Annotated in this window: 14 protein-coding genes and 1 pseudogene; 5 read left to right on the plus strand and 10 right to left on the minus strand. The window is 71.8% G+C overall.

Going from position 1 to position 13,688, the window contains the following annotated elements; genetic code table 11:
* Positions 1-11: 11 nt before the first annotated feature.
* The 3 genes from ACZ7EG_RS30060 to gatC are packed head-to-tail and all read right to left on the minus strand — an operon-like array spanning position 12 to position 2,043.
* Positions 12-251, minus strand: coding sequence for a hypothetical protein (locus tag ACZ7EG_RS30060; protein WP_030851407.1), 240 nt, complete (start codon positions 249-251; stop codon positions 12-14).
* On the minus strand, positions 248-1,741 hold the full coding sequence (gene gatA / locus ACZ7EG_RS30065) for an Asp-tRNA(Asn)/Glu-tRNA(Gln) amidotransferase subunit GatA (RefSeq protein WP_471085558.1): 1,494 nt from the start codon (positions 1,739-1,741) through the stop codon (positions 248-250). The genes ACZ7EG_RS30060 and gatA overlap by 4 nt, the downstream gene beginning before the upstream one ends.
* A 5-nt stretch (positions 1,742-1,746) precedes the next feature.
* Positions 1,747-2,043: an Asp-tRNA(Asn)/Glu-tRNA(Gln) amidotransferase subunit GatC gene (gene gatC / locus ACZ7EG_RS30070; RefSeq protein ID WP_030851400.1), complete on the minus strand. Its 297-nt coding sequence runs from the start codon at positions 2,041-2,043 to the stop codon at positions 1,747-1,749.
* 65 nt (positions 2,044-2,108) lie between these two features.
* On the opposite strand from gatC, the gene ACZ7EG_RS30075 reads away from it, so the two are divergent.
* Both ACZ7EG_RS30075 and ACZ7EG_RS30080 read left to right on the plus strand, forming a co-directional pair.
* Entirely contained in the window at positions 2,109-2,345 is a 237-nt protein-coding gene (locus ACZ7EG_RS30075) for a hypothetical protein (protein ID WP_471085738.1), read from the plus strand.
* Positions 2,339-2,473, plus strand: a pseudogene (locus ACZ7EG_RS30080) (TetR family transcriptional regulator); the annotation flags it as partial. The gene ACZ7EG_RS30075 and the pseudogene ACZ7EG_RS30080, both read left to right, overlap by 7 nt.
* A gap of 132 nt (positions 2,474-2,605) precedes the next feature.
* Here the strand turns inward: ACZ7EG_RS30080 and ACZ7EG_RS30085 are convergent.
* From ACZ7EG_RS30085 to ACZ7EG_RS30110, 6 genes are all read right to left on the minus strand, one after another.
* Positions 2,606-4,888: a putative bifunctional diguanylate cyclase/phosphodiesterase gene (locus tag ACZ7EG_RS30085; RefSeq protein ID WP_471085561.1), complete on the minus strand. Its 2,283-nt coding sequence runs from the start codon at positions 4,886-4,888 to the stop codon at positions 2,606-2,608.
* A gap of 258 nt (positions 4,889-5,146) precedes the next feature.
* Positions 5,147-7,342: an NAD-dependent DNA ligase LigA gene (gene ligA, locus ACZ7EG_RS30090; protein WP_471085564.1), complete on the minus strand. Its 2,196-nt coding sequence runs from the start codon at positions 7,340-7,342 to the stop codon at positions 5,147-5,149.
* Positions 7,343-7,357: 15 nt separating this feature from the next.
* Positions 7,358-8,365 (minus strand): methionine synthase, encoded by a 1,008-nt coding sequence (locus tag ACZ7EG_RS30095; RefSeq protein ID WP_471085567.1) that lies wholly within the window; start codon positions 8,363-8,365, stop codon positions 7,358-7,360.
* 31 nt (positions 8,366-8,396) lie between these two features.
* Entirely contained in the window at positions 8,397-9,095 is a 699-nt protein-coding gene (locus ACZ7EG_RS30100; RefSeq protein WP_471085570.1) for an SDR family oxidoreductase, read from the minus strand.
* Between the two features lie 18 nt (positions 9,096-9,113).
* On the minus strand, positions 9,114-9,653 hold the full coding sequence (locus ACZ7EG_RS30105) for an LOG family protein (protein ID WP_033313276.1): 540 nt from the start codon (positions 9,651-9,653) through the stop codon (positions 9,114-9,116).
* Complete coding sequence (locus tag ACZ7EG_RS30110) at positions 9,650-10,453, minus strand: class I SAM-dependent methyltransferase (RefSeq protein ID WP_471085573.1); 804 nt, start codon at positions 10,451-10,453, stop codon at positions 9,650-9,652. Before ACZ7EG_RS30110 ends, ACZ7EG_RS30105 begins: the two co-directional genes overlap by 4 nt.
* Before the next feature lie 81 nt (positions 10,454-10,534).
* Between ACZ7EG_RS30110 and ACZ7EG_RS30115 the strand changes: the two genes are divergently transcribed.
* Positions 10,535-10,867 (plus strand): DUF427 domain-containing protein, encoded by a 333-nt coding sequence (locus ACZ7EG_RS30115; protein ID WP_471085576.1) that lies wholly within the window; start codon positions 10,535-10,537, stop codon positions 10,865-10,867.
* A gap of 61 nt (positions 10,868-10,928) precedes the next feature.
* Positions 10,929-11,711, plus strand: a complete 783-nt coding sequence (locus tag ACZ7EG_RS30120) for an alpha/beta fold hydrolase (protein WP_471085582.1) — start codon at positions 10,929-10,931, stop codon at positions 11,709-11,711.
* A gap of 58 nt (positions 11,712-11,769) precedes the next feature.
* Here the strand turns inward: ACZ7EG_RS30120 and mnmA are convergent, their stop codons facing one another.
* Positions 11,770-12,900, minus strand: coding sequence for a tRNA 2-thiouridine(34) synthase MnmA (gene mnmA / locus ACZ7EG_RS30125; RefSeq protein WP_471085585.1), 1,131 nt, complete (start codon positions 12,898-12,900; stop codon positions 11,770-11,772).
* Between the two features lie 60 nt (positions 12,901-12,960).
* On the opposite strand from mnmA, the gene ACZ7EG_RS30130 reads away from it, so the two are divergent.
* Positions 12,961-13,626, plus strand: coding sequence for an N-acetylmuramoyl-L-alanine amidase (locus ACZ7EG_RS30130; protein ID WP_471085588.1), 666 nt, complete (start codon positions 12,961-12,963; stop codon positions 13,624-13,626).
* The last annotated feature ends 62 nt before the right edge of the window (positions 13,627-13,688 follow it).

The following is a 13,688-nucleotide window of genomic DNA, read 5'->3' on the forward strand; positions in this document are numbered from 1 at the left end:
GTACTTCCCTCTCAGCCCAGCAGAACGTCGTCGTCGCCCAGCTGCTTGAGCTCGCGATAGAGAATGGCCAGGTTGGTGACGACCGCGGCTCCGGTCACGACGGCGTCGAGCAGCCGCAGCGTGTCGTTGTCTCCGCGGGCCTTCTTGATCTGCTTGTAGACCCCGACGGCGCCGAACGCCGACGTGGCCATCGAGATGTACAGCCCGGACTTGGACTTCTTGAAGCCCTTGGCCTTGGACAGTGCGCTCACAGCGACGGAGCCTCCTCGATCAGCGGGTGGCCCCACTTTTCCACGAAGGCGGCCTCGACGGCGGCACCCACCTTGTACAGGCGGTCGTCCTTCATGACGGGGGCGATGATCTGCAGGCCGACCGGGAGGTTGTCCTCCGGGGCGAGGCCGCACGGCAGCGACATGGCCGCGTTGCCCGCCAGGTTGGTCGGGATGGTGCACAGGTCGGCGAGGTACATCGCCATCGGGTCGTCGGCGCGCTCGCCGATCGCGAAGGCGGTGGTCGGGGTGGTCGGGGAGACGATCACGTCGACCTGCTCGAACGCCGTGTCGAAGTCCCGCTTGATGAGCGTGCGGACCTTCTGGGCGCTGCCGTAGTAGGCGTCGTAGTAGCCGCTCGACAGGGCGTACGTGCCGAGCATGATGCGGCGCTTGACCTCGGGGCCGAAGCCCGCCTCGCGGGTGAGGGAGGTGACCTCCTCGGCGGAGTGCGTGCCGTCGTCGCCGGTCCGCAGGCCGTAGCGCAGGCCGTCGAAGCGGGCGAGGTTGGAGGAGCACTCCGAGGGGGCGATCAGGTAGTACGCCGACAGCGCCAGGTCGAAGGACGGGCAGTCCAGCTCGACGATCTCGGCGCCCAGTTCCTTGAGCAGCGCGACGGACTCGTCGAACCGCTGGATGACGCCGGCCTGGTAGCCCTCGCCGCGGAACTGCTTGACGACGCCGACGCGCATGCCTTCGACGCTGCCGTTGCGGGCGGCCTCGACGACCGCCGGGACGGGCTCGTCGATGGAGGTCGAGTCGAGCGGGTCGTGCCCGGCGATGACCTCGTGCAGCAGGGCCGCGTCCAGGACCGTGCGGGCACAGGGGCCGCCCTGGTCGAGGGAGGAGGAGAAGGCGACCATGCCGTAGCGGGAGACCGCGCCGTACGTCGGCTTCACACCGACCGTGCCGGTGACGGCGGCCGGCTGGCGGATGGAGCCGCCGGTGTCGGTACCGATGGCCAGCGGCGCCTGGAAGGAGGCCAGCGCGGCGGACGAGCCGCCTCCGGAGCCGCCGGGGATCTTGGTCAGGTCCCAGGGGTTGCCGGTCGGGCCGTACGCGCTGTTCTCGGTGGAGGACCCCATGGCGAACTCGTCCATGTTGGTCTTGCCGAGGATCACGACGTCGGCGGCCTTCAGGCGCTGGGTGACGGTCGCGTCGTACGGCGGGATCCAGCCCTCGAGGATCTTGGAGCCGACGGTGGTCGGGATGCCCTCGGTGGTGAAGATGTCCTTCAGCGCGAGGGGGACGCCGGCCAGCGGGCCGAGCTTCTCACCGCGTTCGCGCTTCTCGTCGACGGCGCGGGCCTGGGCCAGGGCGCCCTCTCGGTCGACGTGCAGGAAGGCGTGCACCTTCTCGTCGACGGCCTCGATGCGGGCGAGGTGGGCCTCGGTGACCTGCACCGCGGTGAGCTCGCCGGAGGCGATCTTCGCGGCGGTCTCGGCGGCCGTGAGCTTGATGATGTCCGTCATGGCTGTTAGTCCTCCCCCAGGATCTGCGGCACCTTGAAACGCTGCTGCTCCTGGGCCGGGGCGCCGGAGAGCGCCTGCTCGGGGGTGAGCGACGGACGGACCTCGTCCTTGCGCATGACGTTCGTCAGCGGGAGCGGGTGCGAGGTCGGCGGTACGTCTTGGTCGGCGACCTCACTGACGCGTGCGACCGCGCCGATGATGTCGTCCAGCTGTCCCGCGAAGTGCTCGAGCTCTTCGGGCTTCAGCTCCAGACGCGCCAGCCGGGCGAGGTGGGCGACCTCCTCGCGCGTGATGCCAGGCATGCAGCGATCCTCTGGGGTGAGTGAATGTGGTTTGGCCCAATCCTATGGGGCGCGGGGCCGTGCCCGTGAAACGGTTTGGCGTCCCGGGGGAGCTGCTGACCGTCCGCATCCGCTGCGAGACCGCCGCCCTCACCCTGGCCGTGCCCGCGTGCTCGGGGCGCACTCAGACCGCGAAGAGCAGTACGGCGCTGATCAGGACGACGTCCGTGGTGGTCGAAGTGGATCCCGAAGGCCACCGCCTTCGTACCGCCGTGGCGCGGCACGATCACGTGTCGCGAGCGGTACGAGTGCCGGGACGCTGACGGAGACGTACTGGGCCGGGCTGCACGGGCTGGTGACCCTGATGCGCAGCGGGCGGCTGCCGGAGGAGGCACACGAGCAACGGCCGGCGCCGCTGATCGGCCACTTCGTGCCGCCCGGCACGAGCTGAGCCCTCGCCCGAGGGGAACCGGGCCGGCAGGTCGGCGGCCGTGCTCCGGCGGGCCCGCCGTCCGTGTGACCCCAGCAGTGGCGCAGCGGGCGAGCGGAACAGCGGGAGTACGGCCCTATTCGTCCCTGTTCGTCATTCGTCGGCCGTCGCCGCGGGCAGTGCGGCGCGCGGCCGCTGCCACCCCCGGGGGCCCCGCGCCCGCAGCCACGCCGTGGTCTCCTCCGGGGGCATCGCCGCAGCGACCAGCCAGCCCTGGACGGCGTCGCAGCCGAGGTCGCGCAGGCGCTCCCAGGTCTCGTCGTCCTCGACGCCCTCGGCGACGACGAGCAGGCCGAGGGAGTGGGCGAGGTCGACCGTGCAGCGCACGATCTCCGCGTCCTCGGCGTCGACCGCCAGCCGGGCCACGAACGAACGGTCGATCTTCAGCTCGCTCACCGGCAGCCGGCGCAGGTGCACGAGCGAGGAGTAGCCCGTGCCGAAGTCGTCGAGCGACATCTTCACGCCGTGCGCGGTCAGCTGGTTGAGGGTGTCGGCGGCACGCTGCGGGTCCTCCAGGAGCACGTGCTCCGTGATCTCCAGTTGGAGCGCTCCCGCAGGGACGCCGTGCCGGGCCAGCCGGGCGGCGACGGAGCCGGCGAAGCCGGGGGTGTGCACATCACGCGGGGAGACGTTCACCGCGACCGGGACGAACAGACCCTGGTCCCGCCAGCGGGCCACCTGGCCGAGCGCGGTCTCCAGCACGTACTCGGTGAGGTGGGGCATCAGACCCGAGGACTCGGCGATCGCTATGAACTCGTCCGGCGGCACCTTGCCCCGCTCGGGATGCACCCAGCGGACCAGCGCCTCCAGGCCCGCGACCTGCCCGTCGAAGCGGACCTTGGGCTGATAGTGCAGATGTACCTCGTGCGCGTCGAGGGCGCGGCGCAGATCGCCCAGCAGACCGAGGCGGTCGGGGGTGTTGGAGTCGCGCTTGGACTCGTAGACCTCGACGCCGGTGCGGTCCCGCTTCGCCTGGTACATCGCCACGTCCGCCCGTCGCAGCAGCCCTTCGGCGTCCAGGGCGTGGTCGGGGAAGACGGCTACCCCGGCGCTGGCCTCCAGGACGAGCGTGAGGCCGTCGAGGTCGAGGGGGGAGCTGAGGGCGGCCACGAGGTTGCGGGCGATGCGGGTCGCGGAGGTCGTGGAGTCGGCGACGGGCAGTAAGACGGCGAACTCGTCCCCGCCGAGCCGGGCGGCCTCCGCCCCGCGCGGCAGTGCCACCCGCAGCCGGTCGGCGATCTGCAGCAGCAGCCGGTCACCGGCGAGATGACCGAGCGTGTCGTTGACCGACCGGAACCGGTCGAGGTCGATCAGCATCAGGGCGGCTCGGGCGTCGATCCGCTCCGCGTCGTCCAGCGCGGTCCAGATGCGCTCCAGCAACCACTGACGGTTGGGCAGCCCGGTCAGCGGGTCGCGCAGCTGCTCCTCCGCCCGGGCCCGGGCTATCCACAGGGTGGAGTCCAGGGCGATCAGGGGGATGGAGAACAGCGGCAGCAGGATGGGCTTGGCCACGGCGACCACGCAGACCAGCGGCGCGATCCCCAGCAGCGCGACCGCGACCAGGCCTTGTCTGACCAGGGCGGTGCGGGCGACGGTGGGCAAGCCGGGACGCGGGGCGTGCAGGTACCAGAGCAGGACGCGGGTGACCATCAGGTAGGCGACGGCGACGAGGACCACCTGGGGCGCGGTCGCGAGTGTCCAGGCTGCGGGCTCCGCCGGGGACTCGACGGAGGGCACGGTGCCGAAGACGGCCAGCACGAGCGCGCCGGCGCCGATGCCGAGGAGGTCGACAGCTCCGTGCAGCACGCCCTGGCGCCAGCGGTTGCGGCGGGCCGTGCCGACCAGCACGACGACCGTGAGGCTGACCATGCCGGCCGGAACCCAGCCGTAGAGCAGCAGCACGGCGAGGGTGAGGGCGGCGCCCGAGCCGGTGCCGCCCCACCAGCGGGAGCGGCCCAGCATGACGAGGTGACCGACGATGATGCCGGTCAGCACGGCCAGCGACCAGCCGGCCGTGCCCGCCGGGAAGAGCGCGTGGCCGTCGGTGAAGGCGCGGTAGAAACCCGCGCCCAGGACGAACCCGGCCGCCGCGACGACGGCCGCGGGCAACGCGGGCCAGGACTGGTGCCGTTCGCCGTCCTCGTCCGGATGCGCGCCGGCCGGCCCGGTGGTGTGTTCGATGGTCGGTTGTGCCCCGGGGCCGTCCGCGGCGCGCCCTCCACCGCCGCGCCCGTCCGGGGTGTACTGTCCGACGGCGCGCACCTCCGCGCCCGGACGCCCCGCCGGCCGCACGGCATCACGGACCGCACGCCATGCGACCGCCATGCGGCGCAAGTGCAGCCGTGAGCCCGGCACGGCGCTCTCGGTCGGTTTCATTCCCGTCCCTCTCACAGCCGGCGGTGCCCACGCCCCGCGGCCCGGTGCCCGACAACCCTCAACGGCCCGCGCCCGAAAACCCTTCCCCGCGCCCTGCCCGAGCACGAAGATGCCCCGACCGCATCTGGGCACGGCAGGCGCACATCTCAACAGTAGGCCGCTGAAGGCTTCCAGGGGCAGCGGTCGCGGACGGTTGCCCGAATGCGCCCCGGCCACCCGTATGCATCTGGTATGCGCCGAACGGGTGGCCTTCAACCGCTACTCCTCGGCCGAAAGGGCGACTTCGGCCGCCGCGTCCGGTCCCTGCTCCAGCAGGACGCCGAACCCGACTTCGTTCAGAACCGGAACCTTCAGCTGCATCGCCTTGTCGTACTTCGATCCGGGGCTGTCACCGACCACGACGAACGACGTCTTCTTCGAGACCGAGCCGGTCACCTTCGCTCCGCGGCTCTGCAGCGCCTCCTTGGCGCCGTCCCGCGTGAAGTGTTCGAGCGTGCCGGTGACGACGACGGTGAGGCCTTCGAGCGGGCGCGGCCCCTCGTCCTCGCCGGTGCTCTCGGCCTCCATGCGGACGCCTGCGGCCTTCCACTTGCGGATGATGTCGCGGTGCCAGTCCTCGGCGAACCACTGCTTGAGGGAGGCGGCGATGGTCGGGCCGACGCCCTCGGTGACCGCCAGCTCCTCCTCCGTGGCCTGGTCGATGCGCTCGATCGAGCGGAACTCGCGGGCCAGTGCCTCGGCGGCGACGGGCCCGACATGACGGATCGACAGGCTGGTGATGACGCGGGCCAAGGGGCGCTCCTTGGCCGCCGCGATGTTCTCCAGCATGGCGACGGCGTTCTTGCGGGGCTCGCCCTGCTGGTTCGCGAAGATCGTGGCGATCTTCTCCTCGCCGGTCTTCGGGTCGCGCTTGGGCAGGCCGCTGTCCGGATCGAGGACGTACGCCTTGATGGGCAGCAGCTGCTCGATGGTGAGGTCGAAGAGGTCGCCCTCGTCGACCAGGGGCGGGGTCTCCGGCTCCAGCGGGGCGGTGAGGGCGGCCGCGGCGACGTAGCCGAAGTGCTCGATGTCCAGAGCCTTGCGGCCGGCGAGGTAGAACAGGCGCTCGCGCAACTGGGCCGGGCAGGTGCGGGCGTTGGGGCAGCGCAGGTCGACGTCGCCCTCCTTCATGGGCCGCAGCGCCGTGCCGCACTCGGGGCACTCGCTCGGCATCACGAACTCGCGTTCGCTGCCGTCGCGCAGGTCGGCGACGGGGCCGAGGATCTCCGGGATGACGTCACCGGCCTTGCGCAGCACGACCGTGTCCCCGATGAGGACGCCCTTGGCCTTGACCACGTCCTGGTTGTGCAGCGTGGCGAACTCCACCTCGGAGCCCGCGACCGTGACCGGTTCGACCTGGGCGTAGGGGGTGACGCGGCCGGTGCGGCCCACGCCCACGCGGATGTTGACGAGCTTGGTGTTGACCTCCTCCGGCGCGTACTTGTACGCGATCGCCCAGCGGGGGGCGCGCGAGGTGGAGCCGAGGCGGCCCTGGAGGGGGATCTGGTCGAGCTTGACGACCACGCCGTCGATCTCGTGCTCGACCGAGTGGCGGTTCTCGCCGAAGTAGGCGATGAACTCGCGGATGCCCTCCAGTCCGTCGACCACCTTGTTGTGCCGGGAGGTGGGCAGACCCCAGGTTTCCAGCAGGTCGTAGGCCTGGGAGAGGCGGGTCAGGCCGGTGAAGCCCTCCAGGGCGCCGATGCCGTGTACCACCATGTGCAGGGGCCGGGTGGCGGTGACGCGCGGGTCCTTCTGGCGCAGTGAACCGGCCGCCGCGTTGCGCGGGTTGGCGAAGGGCTTGTCGCCGGCCTCGACCAGGCGGGCGTTGAGCTCCTGGAACTTCTCCATCGGGAAGTAGACCTCGCCGCGGATCTCCACCAGGTCGGGGACGGCGTCGCCCTTGAGGCGGTCGGGGATCTCCGCGATCGTCCGCACGTTCGGGGTGATGTCCTCGCCGGTGCGGCCGTCACCGCGGGTGGCCGCGCGGGTGAGGCGGCCGTGCTCGTAGGTGAGGTTCACGGCGAGGCCGTCGACCTTCAGCTCGCACAGGAAGTGGTACTCCTGCTCGCCCAGTTCCCTGGCGATGCGCTCCGTCCAGGCGGCCATCTCCTCGTCGTTGAACGTGTTGTCGAGGGAGAGCATGCGCTGGCGGTGCTCGACCGCCGTGAACTCCGTCTCGTAGGACCCGGAGACCTTCTGGGTCGGCGAGTCCGGCGTGCGCAGCTCGGGGTGCTCCTCCTCCAGTGCCTCCAGGGAACGCAGCAGCTGGTCGAACTCCGCGTCGCTGACGACGGGAGCGTCCTTCACGTAGTAGCGGAAGCGGTGCTCCTCGATCTGCTCCGCGAGGCGCGCGTGCTTCTCCCGTGCCTCGGCGGGCACCGTCGTCGTCTCCGCTTGCTTGTCGCCGGCCACCGTGTCGTCCTCCCGTTACTCTGGGTTGTCCGCGAGGGATCTCGCCGCCCGGGCGCAGTGCGCGAGAGCCGTGCGCGCGTACCCCGGGGAGGCCCCCGCGAGTCCGCACGCCGGGGTGACCGTGACCGCCTCCGCGAGAAGCCCCGGTGACAGCCCCAGCCTGCGCCACAGCGTCCTGACACCCATGACGCTACCGGCAGGGTCTGACAACGGACCGTCGGTGCCCGGGACGACACCGGTGAAGAGCCGGGTCCCGGCCTCCACGGCCTCCCCGATCGCGTCGTCGTCACGCTCGGTGAGCAGGGAGAAGTCGAAGGAGACGGCGGCCGCTCCGGCGCGACGGAGCAGGGCGAACGGCACGTCCGGGGCGCAGGAGTGGACCACGACCGGCCCCGGCCCGTGCACCCCGACGAGGTCGCGCAGCGTCTGCTCGACGAGCTGCCGGTCGACGGCCCGGTGGGTGCGGTAGCCGCTGGCGGTCCTCACCTGTCCGCGCAGGACGGCGGTGAGGGACGGCTCGTCGAGCTGGAGGACGAGCTGCGCGCCCGGGATCCGCCGCCGCACCTCGTCGAGATGCAGTCGCAGCCCCTCGGCGAGGGAGGCGGCGAGGTCGCGGCAGGCACCGGCGTCGGAGAGGACGGCCTCCCCGTTGCGCAGCTCCAGACCGGCCGCGAGGGTCCAGGGGCCGACGGCCTGCACCTTCAGCGGCCCCTCGTACTCCTGCGTGAACTCCTCCAGAGCGTCGAGGTCCTCGCCGAGCCAGGAGCGAGCCCGTTTGGTGTCGCGCCCCGGCCGGTCCCCCAGCCGCCATCCGCTGGGCTCCACGCGCGCGTACAGCTCGACGAGCAGGCCGGCGGTCCGTCCGATCATGTCCGCGCCGGGCCCCCGCGCGGGCAGTTCGGGCAGGAAGGGGAAGTCCTCGAAGGTGCCGGTGACGGTCTTGGCGGCCTCACGGGCGTCGCCGCCCGGCATGGAACCCACACCGGTGGCGGCGCCGAACCTGAACTGGCTGTTTTCACTCACCGGAGAAGCCTACGCAGCGCCTGCACCTGGGTCAGCCTCCCGGGCGCACCGTCAGATCGTTGACCTCCGCGTCGCGCGGCAGGTCCAGGGCCATGACGATCGTCGTGGCGACCGACTCCGGGTCGATCCACCTCGAGGCGTCGTACTCCTTGCCCTCCTGCTGGTGGACCTTGGCCTGCATGGGGCTGGCCGTGCGGCCGGGGTAGACCGAGGTGACGCGGATCCCGTTGCCGTGTTCCTCGTGGCGCAGGGAGTCGGCGAGGGCCTTCAGGCCGTGCTTGGAGGCGGCGTACGCGGACCAGCCGGCGTGGGCGTTGAGACCGGCGCCGGAGTTGACGAAGAGGACATGGCCGCGGGCGGCGCGCAGTTGGGGCAGGAAGTGGCGGGTCAGCTCGGCGGGGGCGATCAGGTTGACGTTGAGCTGGTGGCGCCAGGTCTTCGGGGTGAGCTCGCCGACCGGGCCGAGGTCGACGACGCCGGCGATGTGCAGCAGCGAGTCCACGCGGTCCGGCAGTGACTGGTGGGAGAAGGCCCAGGAGAGCCGGTCCGGGTCGTCGAGGTCTCCGACCAGGGTCCCCGCCCCGGGGAACTCGGCCGCCAGCTCCTTGGCGCGGCCCGCGTCGCGCGCGTGCAGCACGAGCTCGTCCCCGCGCGCGTGCAGGCGGCGGGCCACGGCCGCGCCGATGCCGGAGCCGGCTCCGGTGATCACATGAGTAGCCATGCCCGCCATGCTCGCATCAGAGCCGGGTCACTCGATGCCCCGGCTCTCCTCCAGGTACGCCAGCGCCCCGACCGGCTCCTCGGCGAAGAACACCAGGTCGGTCAGCGGCCGGGGCAGGAAGCCCTCGGCGTCCATGCGGCGGAACTGCTCCTTCAGGCCGTCGTAGAAGCCCGCGGTGTTGAGCAGGACCACCGGCTTGTCGGTGTGCCCGTGCTTCTTCAGCTCCAGGATCTCGGTCGCCTCGTCGAGCGTGCCCGTGCCACCGACCATGATCACCACGGCGTCGGCCCTCTCCAGGAGCAGCTTCTTGCGCTCGGCGAGGTCCTTGGCGACGACCATCTCGTCGACGCCCGGGCGGGCCTTGGCCGCGAGGAACTGCACGGAGACGCCGGCCAGCCGGCCGCCCGCCTCCTGCACCCCGTCGGCGACCACCTTCATGAGGCCGACGTCGGAGCCGCCCCAGACGAGCGTGTGGCCGCCCTTGCCCAGCAGCGTGGCGAACTCCCGCGCCGGGCGGGTGTAGCGCTCGTCGAGGTCGGCGGCGGACAGGAAGACACAGATGTTCATGAACCCACCGTACGGGCCCGGTCCCCCGTGGCGGTGACCCGCATTTTGGACTGCCGGTGCGGCAGACGCTCCCAGTCGTCCATGAACCGGGCGTCCAGGCCGTGCTTCGCGGCGAGGTCGGTGAGGGTGCGGGTGCGGTAGTAGAAGTCCTCGTGCAGGACTTGGTGCTCCTCGCCCTCGGTGCGGTCGAAGGTGAAGTCGAAGAACCCGCCGGGTGCGAGGATCCGGCCGACGTGGGCGAAGCACTCCTCGATGACGTGCAGCGGCGAGTGCGAGAAGACGCTGTGCGCGTGCACGACGTCGAAGTGGGCGTCCGGCAGGAAGGCGAAGGTGAGGTCGCCGGCGAGCGCCAGGTAGGGCAGTTTGGGCTGGAGCTTCTCGGCCACGAGGGTCTCCTGGGCGGCGAGCAGGATGTGCGGCGAGATGTCGATGCCGTAGTAGTGCCCGGTGTCGAGGTGGTCGATGAACAGCCGCCCGGCGCGCAGGTTGCCGCAGCCGATCTCCAGCATCCGGTGGTGCGGCCGGAGGCCGTGGCCCACCAGGTAGTCGAACTGCATGCGGCCGATCCGCGCCCACTGTTCGCGCGAGGGGTTGTGCCCCACCGCCGCCTCGGTGCTGCGGGCCGCGTCCGAGGCCATGACGGCCCGGTAGTACGCGATGTGGTCGGGGTGACGCAGCCGCAGCCAGGCGTCCCGCACCGCGCGCCGGGCGTGCGCGGGTACGCGCTCCGGGTGGCGCACGGCGTACCGGACCTGGTGGAGCAGGCGGGAGCGGTTTCCGGCCGGTTGCGTGGCACGCATGGGGGCCTCCTGCGGCGAGGGAAGAACTCCGCTTCAGCCTGCGCTGTACCGGTGGAACCGGCTACCCGAGGAGGGGCGATCGTGACCAGAGGACCCAGAGGGCATCGCATCACCGTCGAGCGCAGCGGCAGGCACGTGCGCGTGGTGCACGACGGGCGGGTGCTGGCCGAGAGCGACCGGTCGCTGGTGCTGCGCGAGACGGGCTGCCCCGAGCGCTACTACATCCCGGCCGAGGACGTGCGCCTGGACCTGCTGACACCGTCCGGCACACAGACGTACTGCCCGTTCAAGGGCACCGCTTCCTACTGGTCGCTGCCGGACGCGGCGGACCTCGTCTGGGCGTATCCGGACCCCAAGCCGGACGTCGCCGAGATCAAGGACCACCTGTGCTTCTACGAAGTGGAAGTGTTCTGATCGGCTGACGCGCCGCCCGCTTCACCGATGAACACCGCGCCGTGCGGCAGTCTGCATGAGCATGGACAAGAAGATCCTTTCGCGCGACGGCACCCGCATCGCCTACGAGAGCACCGGACGGGGCCCCGCGGTCGTCCTGGTGAGCGGCGCGATGTCGACGGGCGGCACTCTGGCGCCGCTGGCGGTGTCGCTCTCGGAGCGTTTCCAGGCGGTGGTGTACGACCGGCGGGGCCGCGGCGCCAGCGGTGACACCGCGCCCTACGCCGTGGAGCGTGAGATCGAGGACCTGGCCGCGGTGATCGAGGCGGTGGGCGGCGAGGCGCTGCTGTACGGCATCTCCTCGGGCGGGGCCCTGGCACTGGAGGCGGCGGCGAGCGGGCTGCCGGTGCGGCGCGTGGCCGTCTACGAGACGCCGTTCGCCATGTCGGAGGAGGGCGCAAGGGAGCGCGCCGAGTACACCGGGCGGCTGACGGAGGCGCTCGGCGAGGGGCGGCGCGGGGACGCGGTCGAACTGTTCCTGCGGCTGACGGGTCTCGCCGAGGGCATGATCCAGGGCGCCCGCCGGTCCCCCATGTGGCCCGGGATGGAGGCGATGGCCCCGAGCCTCGCCTACGACGACGCCGTGATGGGCGACGGCACGGTCCCCCGCTCGCGGCTGGGCTCGGTCCGCGTCCCCGTCCTGGCGGTGGCGGGCGACGCGAGCCCCGAGTGGCTGCGCGAGGCGGCCCGGGCGATCGCGGACTCCGTGCCCGAGGGCACCTACCGCACGCTCCAGGGGCAGACACACATGGTCGAGCCGAACGTCCTGACGCCGGTGCTCACGGAGTTCTTCAGCCGGGACTGAGACGGGCGGCACGGGGGCACGCGCGCGTGGAGCACGCCCCCGGGCCCCGCGAGCCGGATCAGGCCACGCCCGCCGTCACCCGGGTCGTCGACGCGATGGTCGCCGAGCCCACCACGCGCGTGCCGTCGTACAGCACGATCGCCTGGCCTGGAGCGACGCCGCGGACGGGCTCGGTGAAGGTGACCGTCAGGGAGCCGTCCACGACTTCGGCGGTCACCTCGGTCTCGCCGCCGTGGGCGCGCAGCTGGGCCGTGTAGGTGCCGGGACCGGCGGGGGCGGCGCCGCACCAGCGGGGCCTGACGGCGGTGAGGGCGCTGACGTCCAGGGCGGACGCCGGACCGACGGTCACCGTGTTGTCGACCGGCGAGATGTCCAGAACGTAGCGCGGTTTGCCGTCGGGGGCCGGGGTGCCGATGCGCAGGCCCTTGCGCTGGCCGATGGTGAAGCCGTACGCGCCCTCGTGCGTGCCGACCTTGGTGCCGGACTCGTCGACGATGTCGCCCTCGGAGCGGCCGAGCCGGTTCGCGAGGAAGCCCTGGGTGTCGCCGTCGGCGATGAAGCAGATGTCGTGCGAGTCGGGCTTCTTGGCCACGGCCAGGCCCCTGCGCTCGGCCTCCGCGCGGATCTCGTCCTTGGTGGTGACGGTGTCGCCGAGCGGGAACATCGCGTGGGCGAGCTGCCGGTCGTCCAGCACCCCGAGGACGTAGGACTGGTCCTTGGCCACGTCGGAGGCGCGGTGCAGCTCGCGGGTGCCGTCCTCGCGCACGATCACCTGCGCGTAGTGGCCGGTGCAGACCGCGTCGAAGCCCAGCGCGAGCGCCTTGTCGAGGAGGGCGGCGAACTTGATCTTCTCGTTGCAGCGCAGGCAGGGGTTGGGAGTGCGCCCGGCCTCGTACTCGGCGACGAAGTCCTCGACGACGTCCTCGCGGAAGCGGTCGGCGAGGTCCCACACGTAGAACGGGATGCCGATGACGTCCGCGGCGCGGCGGGCGTCGCGTGAATCCTCGATGGTGCAGCAGCCCCGCGCGCCGGTCCGGAAGGATTGGGGGTTGGCGGAGAGCGCGAGGTGGACGCCGGTCACGTCGTGGCCCGCTTCGGCCGCGCGGGCGGCGGCGACGGCGGAGTCGACTCCGCCGGACATGGCGGCCAGGACGCGGAGGGGACGGGGGCGCTGCGGGGTCTCAGTCATAACCCCTCCAGGGTACGGGGGCGCGGGAACCAGGACCGCCGGGTATCCGTTGACGATCACATGGGACAGCGGAAGGCTTCGAGGGACGGCGACCGGAAGGTCGGCCGCCGCGCGCTGCTGATCGGCGGCACGGTGGCCGCGGCGGGCTCCGCCGTGCTCGCCCGGGACGAGTTGGCGCGCCTGTGGTGGCGGACTCCGGGCGTCGAGAAGCCGCGCAAGGAGGGCGAGGTCGACTACGCGGGGGCGCGGTGGGTGGCGGCGTCGGACGCCAACTGGCGCCGTGCGGACCGGCCCGACGACTACGGCATAGACATGGTGGTGGTCCATGTCACGCAGGGCAGCTTCGACAGCGCGGTGAAGGCCTTCCAGGACCCGGGGCACAGGGCGGCCGCGCACTACATCGTCCGGCAGGACGGGCATGTGGCGCAGATGATCCGCGAGCTGGACGTGGCGTACCACGCGGGCAACCGGGACTACAACGAACGCAGTGTCGGCATCGAGCACGAGGGTTTCGTGGACCGCCCGCAGGACTTCACGGACGAGATGTACGAGGCCTCGGCCCGGCTCACGGCCCGGATCTGCGCCCGCTACGACATACCCGTCGACCGCGAGCACATCATCGGCCACGTGGAGGTCCCGGGCACGGACCACACGGACCCGGGGCGGCACTGGGACTGGGAGAAGTACATGCGCCTGATCCGCCGGGCGCGTACGAGCCCGGCCTGAGCTCCGGGGCTTGCCGGCACCGGGTCCTGGGACCTGTCGTTCGGATCACGCCACAGACGCGC

This window comes from Streptomyces sp. NPDC037100, assembly GCF_055606225.1.

What these genes read in the sequence shown, in the direction of transcription:
- ACZ7EG_RS30110 (WP_471085573.1), bottom strand. Translation starts at nt 10,453, where the DNA reads ATGCGTGCCACGCAACCGGCCGGAAACCGCTCCCGCCTGCTCCACCAG.
- gatA (WP_471085558.1), bottom strand. Translation starts at nt 1,741, where the DNA reads ATGACGGACATCATCAAGCTCACGGCCGCCGAGACCGCCGCGAAGATC.
- ACZ7EG_RS30120 (WP_471085582.1), top strand. Translation starts at nt 10,929, where the DNA reads ATGGACAAGAAGATCCTTTCGCGCGACGGCACCCGCATCGCCTACGAG.
- mnmA (WP_471085585.1), bottom strand. Translation starts at nt 12,900, where the DNA reads ATGACTGAGACCCCGCAGCGCCCCCGTCCCCTCCGCGTCCTGGCCGCC.
- ACZ7EG_RS30085 (WP_471085561.1), bottom strand. Translation starts at nt 4,888, where the DNA reads ATGAAACCGACCGAGAGCGCCGTGCCGGGCTCACGGCTGCACTTGCGC.
- ACZ7EG_RS30105 (WP_033313276.1), bottom strand. Translation starts at nt 9,653, where the DNA reads ATGAACATCTGTGTCTTCCTGTCCGCCGCCGACCTCGACGAGCGCTAC.
- ACZ7EG_RS30130 (WP_471085588.1), top strand. Translation starts at nt 12,961, where the DNA reads ATGGGACAGCGGAAGGCTTCGAGGGACGGCGACCGGAAGGTCGGCCGC.
- gatC (WP_030851400.1), bottom strand. Translation starts at nt 2,043, where the DNA reads ATGCCTGGCATCACGCGCGAGGAGGTCGCCCACCTCGCCCGGCTGGCG.
- ACZ7EG_RS30100 (WP_471085570.1), bottom strand. Translation starts at nt 9,095, where the DNA reads ATGGCGGGCATGGCTACTCATGTGATCACCGGAGCCGGCTCCGGCATC.